Source organism: Marseilla massiliensis (assembly GCF_016899955.1).
Lineage (GTDB): Bacteria > Bacteroidota > Bacteroidia > Bacteroidales > Bacteroidaceae > Prevotella > Prevotella intestinigallinarum.
Map to the genome: position 1 here is coordinate 83,493 of NZ_JACJJL010000009.1, position 20,080 is coordinate 103,572.

The window sequence follows — 20,080 nt, forward strand, 5'->3', positions numbered from 1 at the left end:
GCAGTGCCGGACGGGCCGTTTTGCAGTGCCGAACGGGCCGTTTTGCAATGCCGAACGGCACGTATTGCGCAGCACCGGTTGAGGGGTAGGTTTTTAGCCGGCGTTTTTCTTCAGCCCCGGCATTATGTAGGCAGTCAAAACGCCCCATGGCATTGTTGCGTGGGCCGGACGGCCCATTTGTCGGACCACAGCGTTTTGCAATGCTGCCCGAAGCATGCCGGGCGTTTTATTGGCGTTTTGCCAACTTTTAAGTAGGTGTTCAAAATCAGTTGCCATCAAATTGTGCGCTCTTTCGGAGATGCATGCCAAAGTCCGAAAAGAGAGCGGGGCGGGCTACGCTACCTATGAGACTTTGGTATGCGGCCCGCAAGAGCGCACAAGATGGAGGCAAATATATAGTGGACACATGCAAGGTCTATTGTATTGGTTAGTTTTGAACAGTTGCTTACCGCCACCAAACGGCATCTTTGCCGTTGCTTTTCGCATGTGTGGCCCGCCCAACTTTCGGTATGTGCCGATTACGGTTTGCCCTGCGGCTGCAGGTTGGCGTTGTTTGCTCTTATTGCCTGTCAATGTTGAAATTGTGGCGGTAAACGTCGGTAAAATAATGCAGTCAAGAAGCCAGAAATCTGAGTGAAATGTTTGAGGGGCATGAAGCAAACGTGAAAAACGGCGTTCGGCAGAGAGCCGTTGTTGTGGTGGGCAGCGTCGTTATCAAGCTCAGCTACATTTTTTCTCATTCAAATGGCGTCGGGGCCATGCCCGCCCATAGTCAAAGGGTGGGGCGGGCCAGGTGTGCAAAGGGCATGGGTATTGCAAATGTTGGGTCAGCGCAGAGACTGATGGCCCCGACATGAGGTAATAAACAGCGTTTTACACATTATTATATATATAGCTGTTGGGAATTAATTTTGAACACCTACTTACACATTATTATATAATTATATATGCTTGTGGTCGGGTTCTGCCATAAGCAGTGGCGACATCGTCGGCGCAGGCATATCCAGCCCGATTGCCGCATCGCTGGTGTACAGACCGGCCTGTGCAGACGTCATTTTATGATTTGTTGCTATTCATTTTGCACGGTTTAATGACCACAGAGTTAAAACAGCTTAAATATCAATTATGCGCTTTAAAAATACAGTGATGAAACATTGTGGTTTGCTTTCTTTTAGCTATCTTTGCAATGTCAGATCAAAAAACTATTACTAAACAAAGTATTTCAACTAATTTAATTGTTATTTATGAAGAGACGATTACTTATGATGATGGCAGCCATCGCTGGCTTGGCAACGCCTTCATTTGCTTACCAGCAAGGGGATGCTGTCTACACCTTTAATGGTAAGTTTAAGATTATTGGTGAGAACATGCTCACCAATGGCGATTTCTCGGATGGCGTGAACGGTTGGACCGGCCTGACAGGAAATGCTGTGCCCACCGACACTTTCAGTGTCGTTCCGGCAGGAGGCCCCGACGGCATGAACTGCCTACAGGTGTCTATGAGTGGCGGAACGCTTGGCACAAACCTTCACAACAGCGCAAACTTCCGCCAGAGCGTGCGCCTTACTCCCGGTAACTATGTATTCACATACAAGGTGAAGGCCCTGACCGGTGGCTGTACGTCGAACACCCGCTCAAGCGGCCGTAACGACAACTATCAGGACGTGTTCCTCAACAACTCGGGCAAGTCGCCTTACCTGAGCACCAACGAGGCCGACAACATCACTTCGAGTGTGGCCGCATATGTAGAGACCGAGGCAGGCAACTGGATGACTGTTTCTTACAACTATCGCGTTGAGGCCGACGAATATGTAAACTTCGAGTTCTTCAACCTGATTCAGTACGACTGCTTCGCCGATTTCGGTGTATATCCCGTAGAGCAGGTTGGCGACGACCGTCTGCTGCAGGATGCCGTCAAGACATTGGAGGCTTTTGTTGCCGACGAGACCAACTTCCCCGGTGCTGCCGATTACCTGGTCGGCCCGATTGAAGACCTCAAGGCTTCGATGGAGAATCCCGACCTCACTGTTGACGACGTGAACGGAATGGTAAGCATGATTCTCGGAAGCGATGGTTCGGCACTTCAAGAGTACCTAAACACCATCTCTGCAGACGTTTCGAAATATTTTAATTATTTCACATTCGACGATTGCGCAGAGAAAAGCGCCAACAAGGGTGCTGCCGACGGTTGGACAGAGAGCGGCGGACGCTGGGGCGTGAGCGCACCGTGGTCTAACTACTCTACCCGCCACATCTTCGCCGACATCAACGGTGGCTACGGCTTGGGTGCCGGTTCGCAGTATCAGTCGGCTTTCCTGCCCAAGGGTAAGTATCTCTATATGGTGCAGGCCTCTGCCTATCAGTATTATACAGCTGCAAAGGAGACCTATATCGTTGACTGGTACAACCAGCGCAGCGGCCTGAAATATTTCATCAATGCCGACTCTGTCGACATGGCTGATGTGCCGACTTGGAAGGCAAACACTTATTTCCATGTGTTCAATGTGGCCAACGACGGTGAGCAGACACTCGGCTTCTACCGTGCCGCCAACGAGGCTGCCAGCGGCAACGACCGTAACCGCGTGAGTGGCGGTGGCCAGGTGCATTTCGACAACATGCACATCCGCATACTCGGGGTTACCGACGAAGACGTTGAGCGCTTCTTCCTCGAGAACAATCTTGCCGACGCACAGAACTCTCTCAAGACAATGATTGATTCGGCCAAGACCGTTATCGCCGACTCTCGCTACATCTGGGGCAAGGACGTGCTGCAGGATTCCATCAATGTGTCGCAAGGCATTTACGACCAGTACACCAATGCCGTTCAGGAAGACATTGACAAACTCAACGACCAGATGCCTTTGATGCGTGATGCCATCCGCGACTATTACGCTATCAATAAGGAATATACACAGTTGGGTGACGACATTGCAGCTGCCAACAAGCTGACCGGCGACGAGACCCGCCCCAACGGAAAGGATGAGCTGAGGGCTGCCATCACAACAGCCGACACATATTATAAGTCGCTCAATGCTCAGTCTGAGCGCGATTCGCTCCAGCTCGTCAAGACCGACTCGCTGCTCAACGATGCTGTTGGCGACTTCTATCTGGCAAACGCCTCTTATCAGACACCTGGATACATCACTCTCGTTAACGACGACTTCACCGACGGAACCAACGGATGGTCGGTAGACAATGGCACCGGTACTGCAGCATGGAAGGCCAGCGACGTTGACATGCCTACTTACAAAGGACGCGCCGTGGTGTTCAACCGTGGTGTCACAGCATCCGACAACAAGTACATTGTAAAGGATGTATATATCAAGAAGACAGGTATTTACGAGTTCTCTGCAACATGTGCCGTGCACAGTTCGTCGTGGAGCGAAATCGGTGAGAACCAGACTTACACTTACCTGATTGCCGGTGCCGACTCAGTGAATGTAATCACAAAGGGCGATGGCTCTAAGAAACAGCAGATTGGTGAATGGGATAGGTTTGTGGTTCAGACCAACATCGAAAATGTTGAAACGTCTGAAGGCCTTGTTGCTCCCCACTATCTCCGCGTGGGTCTTGTGAAGATTCCTAAGGAAGATGGTACCAACCAGAGCGTAAACATCATCTGCTTTGGTTCGCCAGTGCTGGTTTACTACGGCACTAAGGAAGAATACGAGTCAGGTATCTCTGACGTAGAGGTGGTAGACACTACCTTCGACGTTTACAACCTCAACGGTATGAAGGTTCGTTCTAACGCAACTTCACTCGATGGTCTGGCCAAAGGCATCTACATTGTCGACGGCAAGAAGTATGTGGTAAAGTAAGTTAGACGTCTATAATAATCAACAACCAGTACCAAGGGGCCTCAGGCTCTTTGGTCTGGTTGTTCGTATCTGTCTGTATGTGCTTACAGGGCAGATGCCAACGACAGGCTTTTGACGAGATTTGTCGTAATATTTCATTGTTTTAAATCACCCGGTTTTTGTTTTGTTTCACAGAGTTTCATATTTCTGTACATAAAGCATTGTTTTGTCAGGAAATTGTTTTCCAAACGCCTTCTGTGCGTAGTTGGCACTGAAATGCAACGCGCTGAATGCTAGTTTGATGTGCTGCTGCATGCCAGCTGTTGTCTGTCGGCCTATGGCTTTTGGTACAGTTTTTTCCCCATTCTTGCCTTCGTAGCGTTCAACCGGTGGTTTCACCGGCTTTTTCGCCATCGCCACGGCGTCGTCGTACAGTTTGGCATGGTTTGCCATAGCCCTTCCGGCGTCCGTTTCCCGATGCTTTTCCCTGCCGGATTTAATTTCGTTTGCCCACGGTTTTCGGAAGCTGCCGCTTGCTCATCGTTTGTTTTCGCGGTAGCCGCGCAGACTTCACAGAGTGTAATCTTTTATGTCTGTTTATCGTATTTTAATCCATATTTTCGCATGTAAGCGTAGTTTCATGCCAAATGTTCCAGGCCTCGCGATAACAGTCTGATGCGATTTCAACATATAAAATCGACCGTTTTTTGTATTTGGTAAATACAGCCAATCGTTCATTTTAACATTTTCATTGAACCGTTTTGAATGGGTTTAAGGCATAGATAATTGACATTAACCACCTTTAATTGCTAAAATATTTAGCATATACCCCCTTTACGGGTTTCCTCATTAAATTTTCTTTCCTTTTGTTTTCTTTATTACCTAAAAAATATGTAACTTTGCCCAAACTATAAAACAATCAGATTCGTGTTGCCTATTAACATTTAGGGGTCAATAACTACAAAATAAATATAAATCAAAAAAGCAGTATGAAGAAACTCATCTTTTGTTTTTCGCTTGTCTGCGTGGGAATGTTGTCTTCCTGTGTGGATAAGAACGAACTTGTGGATGAAAAATCCAAGCCGTCGTGGCTGGGCGAGAGCATCTACGGGGAGTTGAGCAACCCGGACCCGTCAAAGGGCCTTACGGGTACGTTCAAAAACTATCTCCGTCTGGTTGACGACCTCGGCTATGCCGAGACACTCAACCGCACCGGTAGCAAGACGGTGTTCCCCGCCAACGACGAGGCGTTTGAACGCTTCTTCCAGAGCAACGACTGGGGCGTGAGCCGCTATGAAGACCTGACGCAGGCGCAGAAGAAAATGCTACTCTACTCGTCGATGCTCGACAATGCCATCCTGGTTGAAATGTTGTCTAACGTTAGCTCCAACGACGGCATCGTGTCGGGAAATGCTGTGAAGCATGCCACTTCACTCAATGCCATCGACACTGTCACCACATACCCCTTCCTGTCGGCCCTCGACGCTTACGGTGAGCGCAATCCATTCTGGACACGCTTCTCCAACGGCATCTCGCTCGTGAGCGACGCAACGAAGCCCATGCTCGTTCACTTCACGCGCGACTACATGCTCAAGAACAGCATCACCACCGTGGGCGACGGTAGCGACTTCTCAATCATCACCGGCGGTAGCTATGAAGACTCCAACGATGCCTATGTGTTTGGCAACAGGATAACATCGCGCGACATCACCTGCCAGAACGGTTACATCCACCAGGTGGAGGATGTGGTTACGCCTCCGGGCAACATGGCGCAGCTCATTAAGCGCGACAAGAACCTGTCTATCTTCAACCACATGCTCGACCGTTTTGCAATGCCTGTCTACAACAGCCAGGTGACAAACAACTACCACGACTGGTATGCAGAGCAGGAGAAGGTGCAGGACATGACCGGAGTGCCCAACCCCGACTCTATCTATGAGGTGCGCTATCTCAGCAAGATGTCGCAGGGCAACGTCAAGTTCAACGGCGACGCAAGGAGCGGAGGCGTATTCCTAGACGACAACCTGCTCACATTCGACCCGGGATGGAATGAGTATTACGTGGCTTCGCTCACTGGATCGACAGCCACCGAGCTGGCCGACCTCGGCGTGATGTTCGTGCCCGACGACGAGGCCCTTTCGACATACCTCACCGAAGGTGCAGGAAGCATACTGCTTACCACTTACGGCAAGCTGCCAAATACCAAGGAGAACGTGATGAGAAATGTGGAGGACGTGCCTCTGAGCATTCTCTCCAAGCTCATCTCAAACATGATGAACACTTCGTTTGCAGCTTCAGTGCCCAGCAAGTTCTCGTCTATCGTCGACGACGCAAAAGACGTGATGGGCATCACCATTGGCGACCTCAAGACCAAGGCAGACGGTGGCTACGATGTGCGCATTGCCAACAACGGCGTGGTGTATGTCATGAACAAGGTGTTCGGCCCCAAGGCTTACGAGGTGGTTTCGGCCCCGGCACTCTTCGGAGCCGAGACAAACATGAGCATGGTGAACTGGATAATCCAGAACGTTACATATAATAATGTATACGGACTCGGACTCGACTACTATGCTTACCTGCTTTCGACATCGTCGAACTACGGTCTGTTCTTGCCCACCAACGAGGCTTTCGACTGTTATTATCTCGACCCGACTTCGCTCACCCGCTCTACAGGCCCCGAAGTGATACATTATTATTATGTAGGCTCCGGCTCGTCAAGCTCTACCGCCGGTTCTGCCGGTATTGCAGCATCGAGGTGGAAGTATAATGTGGAGACACATCAGGTGGGCGACTCTATAGGCGTCATCGACTTCGAGGGAGCCAACAACGACGCAAACATGCCCATCATCAAGGCCCAGCTCTCAGACATAATACAGCAGAGCACCATTGTGCTCGGCGAGAACGAGACGCTGCAGCCCGGATGCTATTACCTGACAAAGAACGGAGCCGGAGTGAAGATTGAGGGCAGCGGCGACCTGAGCAACGGGCGCGTGCTCGGCGGCGGACAGCTCGTCGACGGCCTGCCTGCATCGACCATCACTGAGGTGTTCAACCAGACCAACGGAAAGTCGTATGCCATCGACCACCTCATACAGGGAACAACCCGCAGCGTTTATTCTTATTTGAGCACAACGCCGCGCTTCAGCAAGTTCTTCGACCTTTGCAACGGGTTCGACACCGAGATTATGGCTTGGGCCGGAATATCCACCGAGAAAGAGGAAGGCGGCACGGGCATCATCGAGTCCGACCAGTATAAGACGTTCTTCATACCGGGCGAGACCAGCACTTCGTCAGACCAGCAGCTGCGTTGCATCGACTACAACGTGAAGTTCTTCAGCAACTACAACTACACTCTCTATGCTCCCAACAACGACGCCGTTGACTATGCAGTGAACCACGGACTGCCCACATGGGACGCAATCTACGAGATATTCTCCAAATATAACAATGAAGAGGGAACCACACCCGATGGCGAGGAGGAAGCCAAGGCCCAGGTCAAGGTGATGATCAAGGCCATTCGCGATTTCGTTCGCTACCACTTCCACTCAAACTCGGTGTATGCCACAACGACACTCGGCTCAACCCATAATGATTACACCACATTCCTCGTTGACGACAACACACACATCAGCCAGAACCTGACGGTGTGGGGCGACAACACCGGTAAGATTCACGTGAAAGACGTGGTGGGCGAGAAGGTGATAGACCCCTCGAACACTAACCTCATGACCAACGAGATGACCCGCGACCTGGAGTTCAACAAGAACCGCACCCAGGCAGGCAACTACGTAACCGCTTCGTCGTATGCTGTCGTGCATGAGCTCACACAGCCGCTGAGCTACAACTCAACGGAAGATTTCAGCCAGGGCCTGCAATGATGGACTAAGTTAAGTAAAATTAAAAACAAAGCTAAAATAAGTTATGCCAAGAATAAAACTATTGGTTACAGCCATATTGCTGACCCTCGTGCAGACTGTGTTTGCCCAGGGCACGCGAATATCGGGAAAGGTCTCTGACGACTTCGGCCCGGTGATGATGGCTAACGTTGTTGAGCGAGATGCCAACAACCGTATCGTTACAGCTGCCGTCACCGACGTGAACGGTAACTTCTCTATGGTGGTCAAGAACACCAAGAACAAGCTTTCTGTTTCGTATGTGGGTGCCAAGCCAATCACCGTGCCTATTGGTGCAAAGACGGTGTTCAACCTGAAGTTGGGCTCGTCGCAGACTACTGTGAAGGAGGTGACCGTGACATCGCGCCGCCGTACCAGCTCGGGCGGTCTCTCGATACCCAAGCGTGAGGTGTCTGTGGCCCAGCAGACCATGGACATGGCCGACGTTGAAGGTCTGTCGTTCACCAGTGCCGACGAGGCTCTCCAGGGTAAGATTGCCGGTCTTGACATCGTTGCCGGGTCGGGTAACCTTGGTGCCGGCACACAGATGCGCCTGCGTGGTGTGACTTCTATCAATGGTAACAAAAACCCGCTCATCGTCGTTGACGACCAGATTTACGATGCCCCCGACTTCGACCCGGAGAATGCAACCGAGGAAGACTATGCGTCGCTGCTCTCTGTCAACGTTGAGGATATTGCCAGCATCACTGTGCTGAAGGATGCTGCCTCTACAGCCATCTGGGGTTCAAAGGGTGCCAACGGTGTGATTGAGATCAAGACAAAGCGTGGTGCCCGCGGCAAGACGAGGGTTAACTTCTCGTATAAGTTCACTGGCAACTGGCAGCCCAAGGGCTACGAGCTGCTCGACGGTGACAGCTACACCATGCTCATGAAGGAGGCTCTCTACAACCCGACACAGGCTCAGGACGCTACGACCAACGTCAACGAGCTCAACTACAACCAGTCTTGGCCGCTGTATGAGAACTGGAACAACAACACCGACTGGGTGGACGCTGTTACTCAGTTCGGACAGATGCACAGCTACAGCCTTAACCTCACCGGTGGTGGCGAGAAGGCCAACTTCCGTATTTCTGCAGGTTATGACCATCAGACCGGTACGATTATCAAGCAGACGCTTAACCGTTTCACCACACGTATGGCTCTCGACTATTTCGTGAGCGACCGCATCACGTTCATCACCAACTTCTCGTTCTCTTATACCGACAACGACAAGAACTACACTGACCTGCTCGGTATAGCCCAGAAGATTGCCCCTAACATGAGCATCTATCGCCAGAGGGCTGACGGAACAGACACTGATGAGTATTACATCATGAACCGCAGCGACGCCAACCGCAACCCGTCGTCGTCGGAGCTCGACAAGATCAGGGAGCTCGGCAACCCCATTGCCATCGCCAACCTGGCCAAGTCGCAGGAGACCGTATATCGTATCAACCCAGACTTCAGGCTCAAGTATGAGCTGCTGGGCATCGAGGAAGGCAAGAGCCGCCTTACATACACCGGTGGCGCTTACTTCGACATCTATGCAAACAGCAAGCCGAGCTACTATCCTGCCGAGTTGGCAAAGCTCACACTCACTGACACCGACTACAACCGCGGTTACAACTACGAGAGCAACTCAATGACATTTACCTTTACCAACGACCTCGTCTTCACTCCTTATTTCAAGAATGAGGACTGGACGGCCACGATGCGCTTCCGCTATCAGATGGTGACAGGTAACAGCAGCAAGCTCGAAGAGACCGCGCGCCTCTTGCCTCCGGGAATAGAGATTCCTACTCTCGGCGGCGAACTCCTTGAGGGCAGCAAGACTCCTACGTCAAGCTCTACCGGAAAGTCGCGCTCGCAGAACTGGAGCTACACTGGCCACGTTTCTTACAAGAGCCGCTACTCTCTCGGATTAACCATCCGTGCCGACGGCGACTCTAAGTTTGGTCCGAAGAACAAGTGGGCTTACTTCCCCAGTGTGTCTGCACGATGGAACATCATCGACGAGCCGTTCATGGAGCCGTTGCGCAAGGTGGTGTCGATGCTCGCCTTCCGCCCAAGCTGGGGTATGGTGGGTAATGCGCCAAGTTCTGAGTCGCTCTTCTACGAAATCTACAAGCCGTCCGAAGGCGCCTACGGTCCCGAAGGCGGCACGCCAACCACATCTATCACACAGCTTAAGCTCGACGACCTGAAGTGGGAGACAACAACCAGCTACAACCTCGGTTTCAACCTCGGATTGTTCGACGACAAGATCGATGCTGAGTTTGAGTATTACTACAAGAAGACTACCGACCTGCTGATGAAAGACGTGGCCATCCCGACAACCAGTGGATATTCAAAGCTGGCCTACGCCAACGTCGGTGCCATGACCAACGAAGGATGGGAGCTCAACGTTAACTTCAACGACATCGTCAAGGTGGGCAAGTTCTCTATGGATGCTTACGTGAACGTTTCGCAGAACTACAACGAGATAACGGAGATGGACGAGAAAGTGCTCAACTCTGTCAATGCGGAGTGGTCTAACGAGAACGGTAAGTATATGAACCGCGCACAGGTGGGCAACCCGCTCGGCTCTGTCTATGGCTATAGGTACAAGGGCGTTTACCAGTATTCTTACGACTATCTGCTCAACCAGCAGCGGGAGAACAACTGGACGTCTTCCGACTTTGAGAACTGGATTAACAACGAGTTCCTGGCCAAGGGCAAGACTGCTCCTGTGGCCCTCGACAAAGATGGCAAGGTGCTAATGCAGGAAGACGGAACCCCGAAGCATGTGGTATACGACTACACTGGCGTGAACTATGAGTTCAAGGGTGGTGACGCCATCTACGAGGACATCAACCACGATGGTGAAATCAACAGCCTCGACGTTGTTTACCTCGGCAACTCGCTGCCTAAGGTTAACGGAGGTTTCGGCTTTACCTTCACTTACGACAGGTTCACGCTGCGTACCAGCTTCAACTACCGCTTCGGCAACAAGGTGGTCAACACGGCACGCATGAACCTTGAGAACATGTCGTCGGCTTACAACCAGTGCGCAAGTGTAAACTACCGCTGGCGCAAGGATGGCGACGTCACCCCGATACCACGCGCCATGTACGGCGACAAGGTGGCTTACAACTACCTGGGTTCAGACCGATATGTAGAGGATGGCTCGTTCGTGCGCTTCCAGTATGTGCAGCTCACTTACAACATGCCGCCGAAACTCACCAAGAAGCTCGGCCTGAACCAGTTTAAGATATACCTCTCTGCTAACAACCTGTATTGCTGGACCAAGTATAGCGGCACCGACCCAGAGCATTCTGCCGACGGTTGGGGATACGCTGAGGATGACTCTAAGACTCCGAGAGCCAAGTCGTTCACCGTTGGAATTAATATAGGTTTCTAAAACTCGATGTGTAAACGCATATAAATTGGAGTTATATTGTTATGAAGAAATATATATTGTTTTTATTATCTGGCATGCTCATGACGTCCTGCATTGACACAGAAGTGTTGCCTAACGATGTGGTCATTGGCGAGGATTTCTGGAAAACCAAAGACGACGTGACGTCGATGGTGGCTGCTGCCTACAAAGAGATGAGCCAGGCGGGCGTGATAGAGCGCTGCATCGTTTGGGGCGATTTCCGCTCAGACGAGCTTGAAGTCAACGAGATTGTGTTCAACGACTCGAAGCGTACGGACTTGGAGGAGATAAAGGTGGGAACGATGGACTACGAAAACCAGTTCTCAGACTGGGCTTCTCTCTATTCTGTAATCAACAAGTGCAACATCGTTCTTGAGAAGGCTCCACAGGTGGTGAGCATCGACCCGAGCTACACCGAGGGAACGCTCCGCACCGACGAGTCGCAGATGCTCGCCCTGCGTGCGCTGTGCTACTTCTATCTTGTGCGTGCTTTCCGCGACGTGCCTGTGACCGATGGCGCTTATTTCAACAGCAGCCAGAATTTCGAGATTCCGCAGCAGGCTCCGCTCACCGTGCTCGACAAGTGCATAGAGGATTTGCAGAAAGCGCTGCAGACCCCGCTTTCACCCGACGGATACACCGACTGGCGCAGCGTTGGTTACATCAACCGCGATGCCATCAACGCCATCCTGGCCGACGTGTACCTTTGGCGCGCTTCCATGACGGGCAACTTGGACGACTATGACAAGTGTGTTGACTATTGCGACGCAGTCATCGAGTCGAAGAAAGCAAGGTATTTGTCAGACAACCAAGCCTCTGGTCCCAGCATCATCGGAAACATCGACCACGACGGCTACCCCCTCTATCCGGGCGAGTATGCTTATCAATACAATTTCATCCAAGGCAACTCGATGGAGAGCATCTTTGAGTTGCAGCTCGATGGTGAGAACATTTCAAACAGCGGCCTTATGCATTGCTATTGGAACTATGACGACAAAGCCCGTACCTACGGCTTGATGATGGCTCCGGCAAGCAGGTTTGCAACGGCAGGCGACGGCAATGTGTTTATCAAAGACAAAGATTACCGTTGGTTTGAAAGCTGCTTCAATGTGCAGAGCGCCGATGCAACTCAGTTGACAGTGTTCAAGATGGTGTCGCCTACGGGAACTGACAATACAGAGGCCTCGCTCAAGCCCGTTACTGCAGTAATCACCCCAGGGTATACCAAGATTGACCAGAACTGGATAGTTTACCGACTCACCGACGTGATGCTCATGAAGGCAGAGGCCCTTGTGCAGCTTGAGGCTTCTGACGCCAACAACCTCCAGCGTGCGTTCAGCATAGTCAACACGGTCAACAAGCGCTCACTGGCTATATCTTCACCCACAGCCACCGACACACTGCAGTTCTCTTCTTACAACTCAAAGTCGGCTATGGAGCAGCTCGTGCTCGAGGAGCGTCAGCGTGAGCTGTGCTTCGAAGGCAAGCGCTGGTTCGACCTGATGCGCTACACTTACAGGAGCCTGCGTTCGGGAGACGCCAACGACCAGTCGGCACTTCTCCATCCCGATATGCTTCTGAGCGAGATGGGCGGACTGTCGAACATGGCAAAGACCAGCACTATACTCGGCAATATCCTCGGTTCGGACGTGCAGATGTCAATGGAGTCTGAGCCTTACCTCTACTTCCCGGTTAAGCAAAGTGAGATGAAAGTCAACTTCTTGCTGAAGCAGAACCCGGCATACGAGAAAATGGAAAGTATTCAGAAACAATAATAAGGAAATTAGAATATGAAAATCAACGTGAAATCATTGCTTAAGGCAGTCGGGGCTGTGTTCATCCCCGGGTGTATAGCATTGTCTTCCTGTACGGCTGAGCCGGATGAGTCTAACCGATTCACTTTTACGGGAGAGACCATTTATGACTTCCTTGTAAACAATGATTCGGCATATAGCAACTTCAATTACATTCTGCAGCGCTCAGGACAAGACAGGATATTGAGCTCTTATGGAGAGTATACTTGCTTTGCACCCAACAACAGGGCTGTGATGAGGTATATTGACAGTCTGTATAATGACAAGGAAAGCGTGGACGACGCCGGCAACTTGCTTCACAACGGCATGACGGAGAACTCTCTCGAGGGACTGAGCGACAGCCTTTGCGAAGACATCGCCATGTTCCATTTGCTGAAGACCGAGCTCACCACCACCGAGATGCTTACCTCTACCGGTGCTACGTACCGCACATTGCTCGGTCGTTACATCACTGCCGGTGCAAGTGGTAGCCAGATTCTTGTGAATGGCAATGCCCCTATAGATCGCACGCTGTGCGACTATGAGGTGGTGAATGGTATCGTGCATGCTGTTGACAGGGTTATCCAGCGTTCAAACAAGCTTGTGGCACGCGAGCTTCAGACCGACTCTGTACACTTCTCCATATTCTATGAGGCACTCGAGCGGACGGGTCTTGACAAGCAGCTTGAGACTCAGTATAAGACTCTTTCGGCCCAGGCACCCGCTTCAAAGGACGGTTACTATATACCGACCGAGTGCAAGAAAGGCTTCACTGTGTTTGCCGAGACCAACGATGTGTTCAAGGCTAACGGCATCAACAACTTCGACGACCTTGTTGCAAAGTGCAAGGAGTGGTATGGCAATGCCGCTTCCGGTTCGCGCAGCATGACTTCCGGATGGTACGACTACTTCCGTAACAATAACATTGAGGTCGACATGTCGTCTGACTATACCAAGCAGAACAACGTGGTCAACATGTTCGTGAGCTATCACATACTCAAGACAGCTGTCAATGCAAATGTGCTGGCGTTCAAGAACAACACCCACACCACTCACGGATGCACCGGCGACGCATACGATTATTACGAGACCATGCTTCCCATGACGCTCATCAAGGCATGGAAAGTGACATCTGAGGGCGACAAGATTTACCTCAACCGCTATGTCCAGAACAACACCCTGACCGATGGAATCGAGACAGTCGGCTCTGCAGCAATGCACCAGATGGTTTACAAAGGCGTTGAGGTTGACGTCGACTCGCTCAAGCAGCCGCTCAACGGATATGTCTATCCTATCAAGGACATCTTGCTTTACGATGGCAAAGTGCCATTGGGTGTGCTCAACGAGCGCATGCGTTTCGATGCGCTTACCCTGCTCGGCGAGACGATGGACAACGGTTTCCGTGGCGCTTATGTAAAGGATATCACAGCACTCAACAGTGGAAAGTCGGCTGCCCGCGTACGTTTCCCGATTGACTATTTCGACAATGTGGTTGTGTTCAACGGCAACAATACCCAGTTGGACATGAACCTCGTGGCCGACCCGGGCTCAAAGGCATACTCGCTATACAAGGGCGACTCCTTCCAGGGAATGGGAGTGTTCGACTTTGCCATCAAGCTCCCGCCCGTGCCGGACGGAACATACGAGATGCGAATCAACCTTGACTGTATGCCCCACGGCACCATGCTTCAGCTGTATATCGGCGACAAGCCCGAGATAGCATCGATGGAGCCGCTGAGCATACCTCTCGACATGCGCATGGCCATGGACGAGAACGACCCAGCCATCAAGGCCATGGGCTTTGTAAGGCTTGACGATGAGTCGTTGCACCCCGAGGCTTACGCCGACCGCGGACTTGAGACCGACAAGATAATGCGTTCACACGGATTCCTGCGTGGCCCACTTTCAGTAAGGCGCCAGAACGAGAGCACCGATGCCTTTATCGTGCGCTTTATCCCTCACCAGTTCCGCCGCATCCTCGACACACGCCAGTTGCGTCAGCAAGACTACTGGCTCCGCCTCAAGACAGTGCTCGACGACGGCAACCTTGAGCGCAAGTTCCAGATTGATTATATAGAGTTTGTTCCGATAGGTGTGGCTCAGAACCAGCAATATCTTGAGGATTGGTATTGATTCCTTGTAAAATCAAAAAAGAATTATGATACGTAACAAATGTATATACAGCATGATAGCAGCTGCAACATTGCTTGCTGCTTCATGCACCGACTTCGATGATTACAACGAAGCGTACAAGACAGGTTCGCCTGAAAGCAAGAAGACTCTTTGGGAGAACATTTCTTCTCGCAGCGACCTTACTGAGTTTGCGTCATTGCTCTATAAAGTTGGCTACGACAAGGAGCTTGGCAATACTCGATTCTATACCGTGTGGGCACCGCAGAACGGCACCTTCGACTATGCCACTTACGACCAGATGGACAGCACGTCGCTCGTCGACAGGTTTATCAAGAGCCATGTGGCAGACTACAACTTCACGGTGTCTTCAAGCATCAACGAGCGTGTTCACACCTTGAACGAGAAGTCGTTTGAGTTGCAAAACATTGAGGGATGCACCTACGGCGACCACAACATAGTTAGCCTCAACAATCCGAGCATCAACGGTATTTACCACGTGATGGACGGAGCGGTGCAATACTTGCCCAACATCTATGAGTATATCTTCGACCAGGCAGACACCGACAGCCTCATTGCTGCATATTTTGCGAAATATGAGTCAGAGGAGTTGGATATCAAGAACAGTGTGCCCGGGCCTATCGACTCTCTGGGCCGGCAGACCTACAGCGACTCTGTGATGATAATGAACAACACTTTGTTCAGGGAGCTGAATGCCAAGATTAACAATGAGGACAGTATGTACACCATGCTGTTGCCAACTGATGAGGCATACACCAGCTCATACGACCAGATCAAGAACTCGTTCAAATACAACACAGAGACCAAGTATTATCCTATCACTACCGACGGAGTAGGGTCTGTGCTTACCAAGAGCGAGGCCAACAAGGATTATGATGGGGCTTACCTGACCGACTCTCTTGCAAAGCTTTGCATTGGCTCAAGCCTTATACTTGCCCATAGCAACAAGTACAATTTCTGGCTTGACGAGGTGGACGGCCCGCAGAATGGTTTGCTCGACACCCTCATGACAACTTCCGGTATCAAGCTTTCTGGTGGCGAGGAAATAGTGTCTCACACTATCGGCTCTCCCGAGAAGATGAGCAACGGCTATGCACGCCGTGTCGACTCTTTGGCTCTTAAGCCCTGGGAGGTTTGGAATCCCGAGCTCAGCGTCAATGTTTACAGCACCGATGTACGTCCTTTGGTAAAGGAGGCCGCTGTCAACACTGTCGAGGTGACGACCTACGATTTCAACGAGAGCGTTGGCGACTACATATCAAGGTATATCGACCTCGTTCCCAACAACGACAGAACGGCTCGTCCGGAGGCATATTTCTATCTGAATGGGATAAGGTCGACGAAATACAACCTCTATGTCGTTTTCGTGCCGGCCTGCATCAACAAGAACTCAACCGAGCAAGAGAAGATCATCCAGTTTGACGTCAATCTGAACTATATGGACGAGAAAGGCAATATCGGAACCGCTTCGTCTCCTACCAAGAAGTTTACCAAGCTGCTCACCGACTCGGCCAATCTCAACAAGATAGACACATTCTTGGTTGGTGAGGTTGACTTCCCATATGCATACGTTGGCATCAGCGATGATTGCAAGCCGTATGTCAGTGTCAAGATTAACCGCAACGTTTATAGTTCAAAGGAAAAGAACTATGGCAACAGGATGCGTATAGCCGGTTTGATTCTCCGTCCGGTTGATTATGACGAGTACTTAAAAAAAGAAGATGAAAGATTATGAACACTGTTATATATAATATCCATAAGTCGTTTTTCAGGAACGCTTTCTTCGCACTTTTAGTGGGGTTGGCTGTGCCGGCTTACGCTCAGGATGAAGTTGCTGCCGACGATGAGCAGGCCTCTTCGGTTCAGCGAGCTCCAAAGATTGAGCCGGAGAAGTATGAACTCGTGTCTGTCAAGGGAACCGTATTCGAGGAGTCCAGCAAGAAGCCTTTGGCCGGTATTCAGGTCAAGGCGCTTGGCAACGCCCGTTACACGGCCATGACCGACGAGAAGGGGCAGTTCGAAATCAAGGTACCCAAGTTCACCACTTCGCTGTTTGTCTATTCGCCAGAGTTCCTATCGCAGCAGGTTGCCATCGGCAAGGGCGACGATCTCGTTATCTATATGTTGAGCGACAAGTATCGCCCGATGTATGAAGACGCAACGAACATCACGGCTTCGCGTTCCATCAAGTCTGATGCAACAGAGAACTACACCCTCGACACAGAGCTTGAAGACAAGTTGCTGGCAGACATGCGCACCACCCAGCGTTCGGCAATGCTTGGCGTCGGAGGCGACATGTTTATCCGAGGCATCAACTCACTGAATGCTAATTCGCAGCCGCTTATCATCGTCGACGGCGTAGAGCTCGACATGCAGCGTGACCGTGCGGTGCTGCACAGCGGCAATTTCTTCAATATGCTGGGCAATATCATGCCTGCCGACGTAGAGAAGGTGACGGTGCTGAAGAACGCCACAGCCCTCTATGGTGCCCGCGGCGGCAATGGCGTCATCCTCATCGAGACCAAGCGTGGCCATAGCATGGCAACGCGAATCGACGCCAACCTTTCGGTAGGCGTGACGCTGATGCCACGCCTGCAGACCGTCATGGATGCCTCTCAGTATCGCATCTATGCTACCGAGATGCTCGGCACAGTGCCCAACCTCGACGTCAACTCGTCGGCATTCAAGTTCCTCAACGATGATCCCAATGGTTATTACTACCATACGTATCATAACAACACCGACTGGCAGGACGAGGTTTACCAGACGGCATTGACGCAGAACTACAGCATCAATGTGCAAGGAGGCGACAACATCGGTATGTACAACCTCTCTGTGGGCTATGTCGATGGCGAGACAACCTCAAAAGGCAATGCCTACAATAGGATGAACGTTCGCTTCAACACCGACATCAACATCCTTAAGAATCTCTCAACCAAGTTCAACCTGTCTATTTCGCGAATGCAGAACGACCTGAAAGACGACGGCGTGCAGGAAGACTTCGATGCCGCAACACCGACATCGCCCACATTCCTCGCTCAGATTAAGTCGCCGCTGGTTGCACCTTACCAGTACAACCAGTACCTGGGAGGATTCTCCAACCTGCTCAGCGAGGCCGACGACTTGTTTGACGCTGTCGGCACGGAGCATTCGCTTTCAAACCCTGTGGCCATTCTGGCGCAGGCTCACGGCGACAACAAGAACTTCCTTGAGAACACCTACTTCCAGGCAATGTTGGAGCCTACGCTTAAGTTGGGCAACGACTGGCGCATTACCACAGCGTTCAGCTATACCCTCAACCGCAACTCGCAGCGCTACTACCGTCCTAACACGGGTGTGGCCGGGTTCAACATACCCGATGTAGGCTTGGTTTACAACCAGTTCTCTACATATTATGCCAAGGAGAACAACATCCTCAGCAACACGCGAGTAAGCTACTCTCACATCTTCGGTGCCCACTCGCTGAGCGCTTTCGTTGGTTTCCGTTACAATTACTTCTCGTACGACGGCGACGGTATCTCAACCCAGTACACAACGCGCCAGGACGACAAGAACCCGCAGATTTCTGCCAACACCAACAACATCATCTCGGCCTTCGGTGCCAATGATGTATGGAAGCAGATACAGTGGTACGGCAACGTAGACTATAACTACCAGAACCGTTATTTCCTCACACTGTCGCTCCTTGGCGAGGCCAACAGCCGTTTCGGCGACAACAGCGACGGGCTCAGCATGTTCGGTGTGCAGTGGCAGGTTTACCCCAGTGTACAGGCCGGATGGGTGGTTACCAACGAGAAGTGGTTCCCGAAGAATGCCGGAGTTGACTATCTGCGCCTCAATGTTGGCTACGACATCAGCGGCAACGACGACATTGCCAGCAATGCCGTGCGCACCGTTTACGCCATGGTGAAGTACGACAACCAGGCCGGCTTGCAGCTCAAGAACATCGGTAACGACAAGATAAAGAGCGAGACGATGAAGAAGTTCAACGTGGGCTTGCAGACCAACTTGCTGCACAACCGTGTCGCATTGAGCTTTGATTACTATATCAACAAGACGAGCGACCTGCTCACTCTGAAGACCTTCACCGACCCGATTGCCGGCCAGAACAACTACTGGACCAACAGTGGCGAGATTCAAAACACCGGTTTCGAGGTCATGCTTTCCGGCAAGCCCGTCGTGGCAAAGGACTGGGATGTCGAGATTGGCGCCACTGTGGGCCACTACAAGAACGAGGTCAAGTCGTTGCCTGATGGCGATTACCTCTCTTCTATATATGGCGAAGACAACATCCTCACCTCTGTGGGCAACCCTGTGGCCCTGTTCTACGGCTACGAGACAGCCGGTGTGTTTGCCGACGATGCAGCCGCACGCGCAGCAGCAAAGCAGGACGGTGGCCATGAGTATCTCTACATGCTCGACAACACCGGCAAGGAAATGTATTTCCAGGCTGGCGACATCCACTTCGTCGACCGCAACGATGATGGCAAGATTGACGAGAGCGACCGTACGGTCATCGGCGACCCGAATCCCGACATTTACGGCAACATCTTTGCTTCTGTCAACTGGAAGAACTTCACGCTCAGCCTCAACTTCAACTACAGCCTCGGCAACGACGTGTTCAACTACCAGCGCATGATACTCAACTCGGGCAGCAACTTCTACAATCAGCAGGTGGCAATGACCGACCGCTGGCACTATGAAGGCCAGGTGACCGACATTCCGCGCATAGCCTATGGCGACCCGATGGGCAACAGCCGCTTCAGCGACCGTTGGATTGAAGACGGAAGCTATCTGCGCCTGAAGACCCTCAAGCTGACATACCGCGTTCCTGTCAACTTCAGCTGGCTGCAGGGTCTTGCTGTGTGGGCAGAGGCAGTCAATCTGTTTACTCTTACCAATTATCTTGGCAACGACCCCGAGTTCAGCATTGGCCGCGGTTCGTTGTATCAGGGCATAGATTGTGGCAACCTTGCCCAAAGCCGTGCATTTACTTTTGGAGTGAAGATAAATCTATAAGAAAACGAA

At 51.5% G+C, this 20,080-nt stretch carries 8 protein-coding genes; 7 read left to right on the forward strand and 1 reads right to left on the reverse strand.

The window, feature by feature from the left end; all coding sequences use genetic code 11:
• Window positions 1-1,244: 1,244 nt before the first annotated feature.
• On the forward strand, window positions 1,245-3,818 hold the full coding sequence (locus H6B30_RS06990; protein WP_205109134.1) for a hypothetical protein: 2,574 nt from the start codon (window positions 1,245-1,247) through the stop codon (window positions 3,816-3,818).
• A 168-nt stretch (window positions 3,819-3,986) separates the two neighbouring features.
• On the opposite strand, the gene H6B30_RS06995 is transcribed toward H6B30_RS06990, so the two are convergent.
• Window positions 3,987-4,250, reverse strand: a complete 264-nt coding sequence (locus tag H6B30_RS06995) for a hypothetical protein (RefSeq protein WP_205109064.1) — start codon at window positions 4,248-4,250, stop codon at window positions 3,987-3,989.
• Between the two features lie 536 nt (window positions 4,251-4,786).
• Between H6B30_RS06995 and H6B30_RS07000 the strand changes: the two genes are divergently transcribed.
• From H6B30_RS07000 to H6B30_RS07025, 6 genes are read left to right on the forward strand one after another with little or no spacing between them, the layout of a single operon-like run.
• Window positions 4,787-7,675 (forward strand): fasciclin domain-containing protein, encoded by a 2,889-nt coding sequence (locus H6B30_RS07000; protein ID WP_205109066.1) that lies wholly within the window; start codon window positions 4,787-4,789, stop codon window positions 7,673-7,675.
• A 43-nt stretch (window positions 7,676-7,718) separates the two neighbouring features.
• Complete coding sequence (locus H6B30_RS07005) at window positions 7,719-11,090, forward strand: SusC/RagA family TonB-linked outer membrane protein (RefSeq protein ID WP_205109068.1); 3,372 nt, start codon at window positions 7,719-7,721, stop codon at window positions 11,088-11,090.
• 41 nt (window positions 11,091-11,131) lie between these two features.
• Window positions 11,132-12,883 carry a RagB/SusD family nutrient uptake outer membrane protein gene (locus tag H6B30_RS07010; protein WP_205109070.1) on the forward strand — a complete coding sequence of 584 codons (1,752 nt, stop codon included), beginning with the start codon at window positions 11,132-11,134 and terminating at the stop codon, window positions 12,881-12,883.
• A gap of 15 nt (window positions 12,884-12,898) precedes the next feature.
• A complete protein-coding gene (locus H6B30_RS07015) occupies window positions 12,899-15,034 on the forward strand; it encodes a fasciclin domain-containing protein (protein ID WP_205109072.1) in 2,136 nt (711 codons plus the stop codon).
• A 25-nt stretch (window positions 15,035-15,059) separates the two neighbouring features.
• Window positions 15,060-16,787, forward strand: a complete 1,728-nt coding sequence (locus H6B30_RS07020; RefSeq protein WP_205109073.1) for a fasciclin domain-containing protein — start codon at window positions 15,060-15,062, stop codon at window positions 16,785-16,787.
• A complete protein-coding gene (locus H6B30_RS07025; protein WP_205109075.1) occupies window positions 16,784-20,071 on the forward strand; it encodes a SusC/RagA family TonB-linked outer membrane protein in 3,288 nt (1,095 codons plus the stop codon). The genes H6B30_RS07020 and H6B30_RS07025 overlap by 4 nt, the downstream gene beginning before the upstream one ends.
• Window positions 20,072-20,080 lie beyond the last annotated feature (9 nt).

Bases quoted from the DNA above. Each gene is read 5' to 3' on its own strand.
- H6B30_RS07025 (WP_205109075.1), top strand. From the start codon at position 16,784: ATGAACACTGTTATATATAATATCCATAAGTCGTTTTTCAGGAACGCT.
- H6B30_RS07015 (WP_205109072.1), top strand. From the start codon at position 12,899: ATGAAAATCAACGTGAAATCATTGCTTAAGGCAGTCGGGGCTGTGTTC.
- H6B30_RS07010 (WP_205109070.1), top strand. From the start codon at position 11,132: ATGAAGAAATATATATTGTTTTTATTATCTGGCATGCTCATGACGTCC.
- H6B30_RS06995 (WP_205109064.1), bottom strand. From the start codon at position 4,250: ATGGCAAACCATGCCAAACTGTACGACGACGCCGTGGCGATGGCGAAA.
- H6B30_RS07005 (WP_205109068.1), top strand. From the start codon at position 7,719: ATGCCAAGAATAAAACTATTGGTTACAGCCATATTGCTGACCCTCGTG.
- H6B30_RS07000 (WP_205109066.1), top strand. From the start codon at position 4,787: ATGAAGAAACTCATCTTTTGTTTTTCGCTTGTCTGCGTGGGAATGTTG.
- H6B30_RS06990 (WP_205109134.1), top strand. From the start codon at position 1,245: ATGAAGAGACGATTACTTATGATGATGGCAGCCATCGCTGGCTTGGCA.
- H6B30_RS07020 (WP_205109073.1), top strand. From the start codon at position 15,060: ATGATACGTAACAAATGTATATACAGCATGATAGCAGCTGCAACATTG.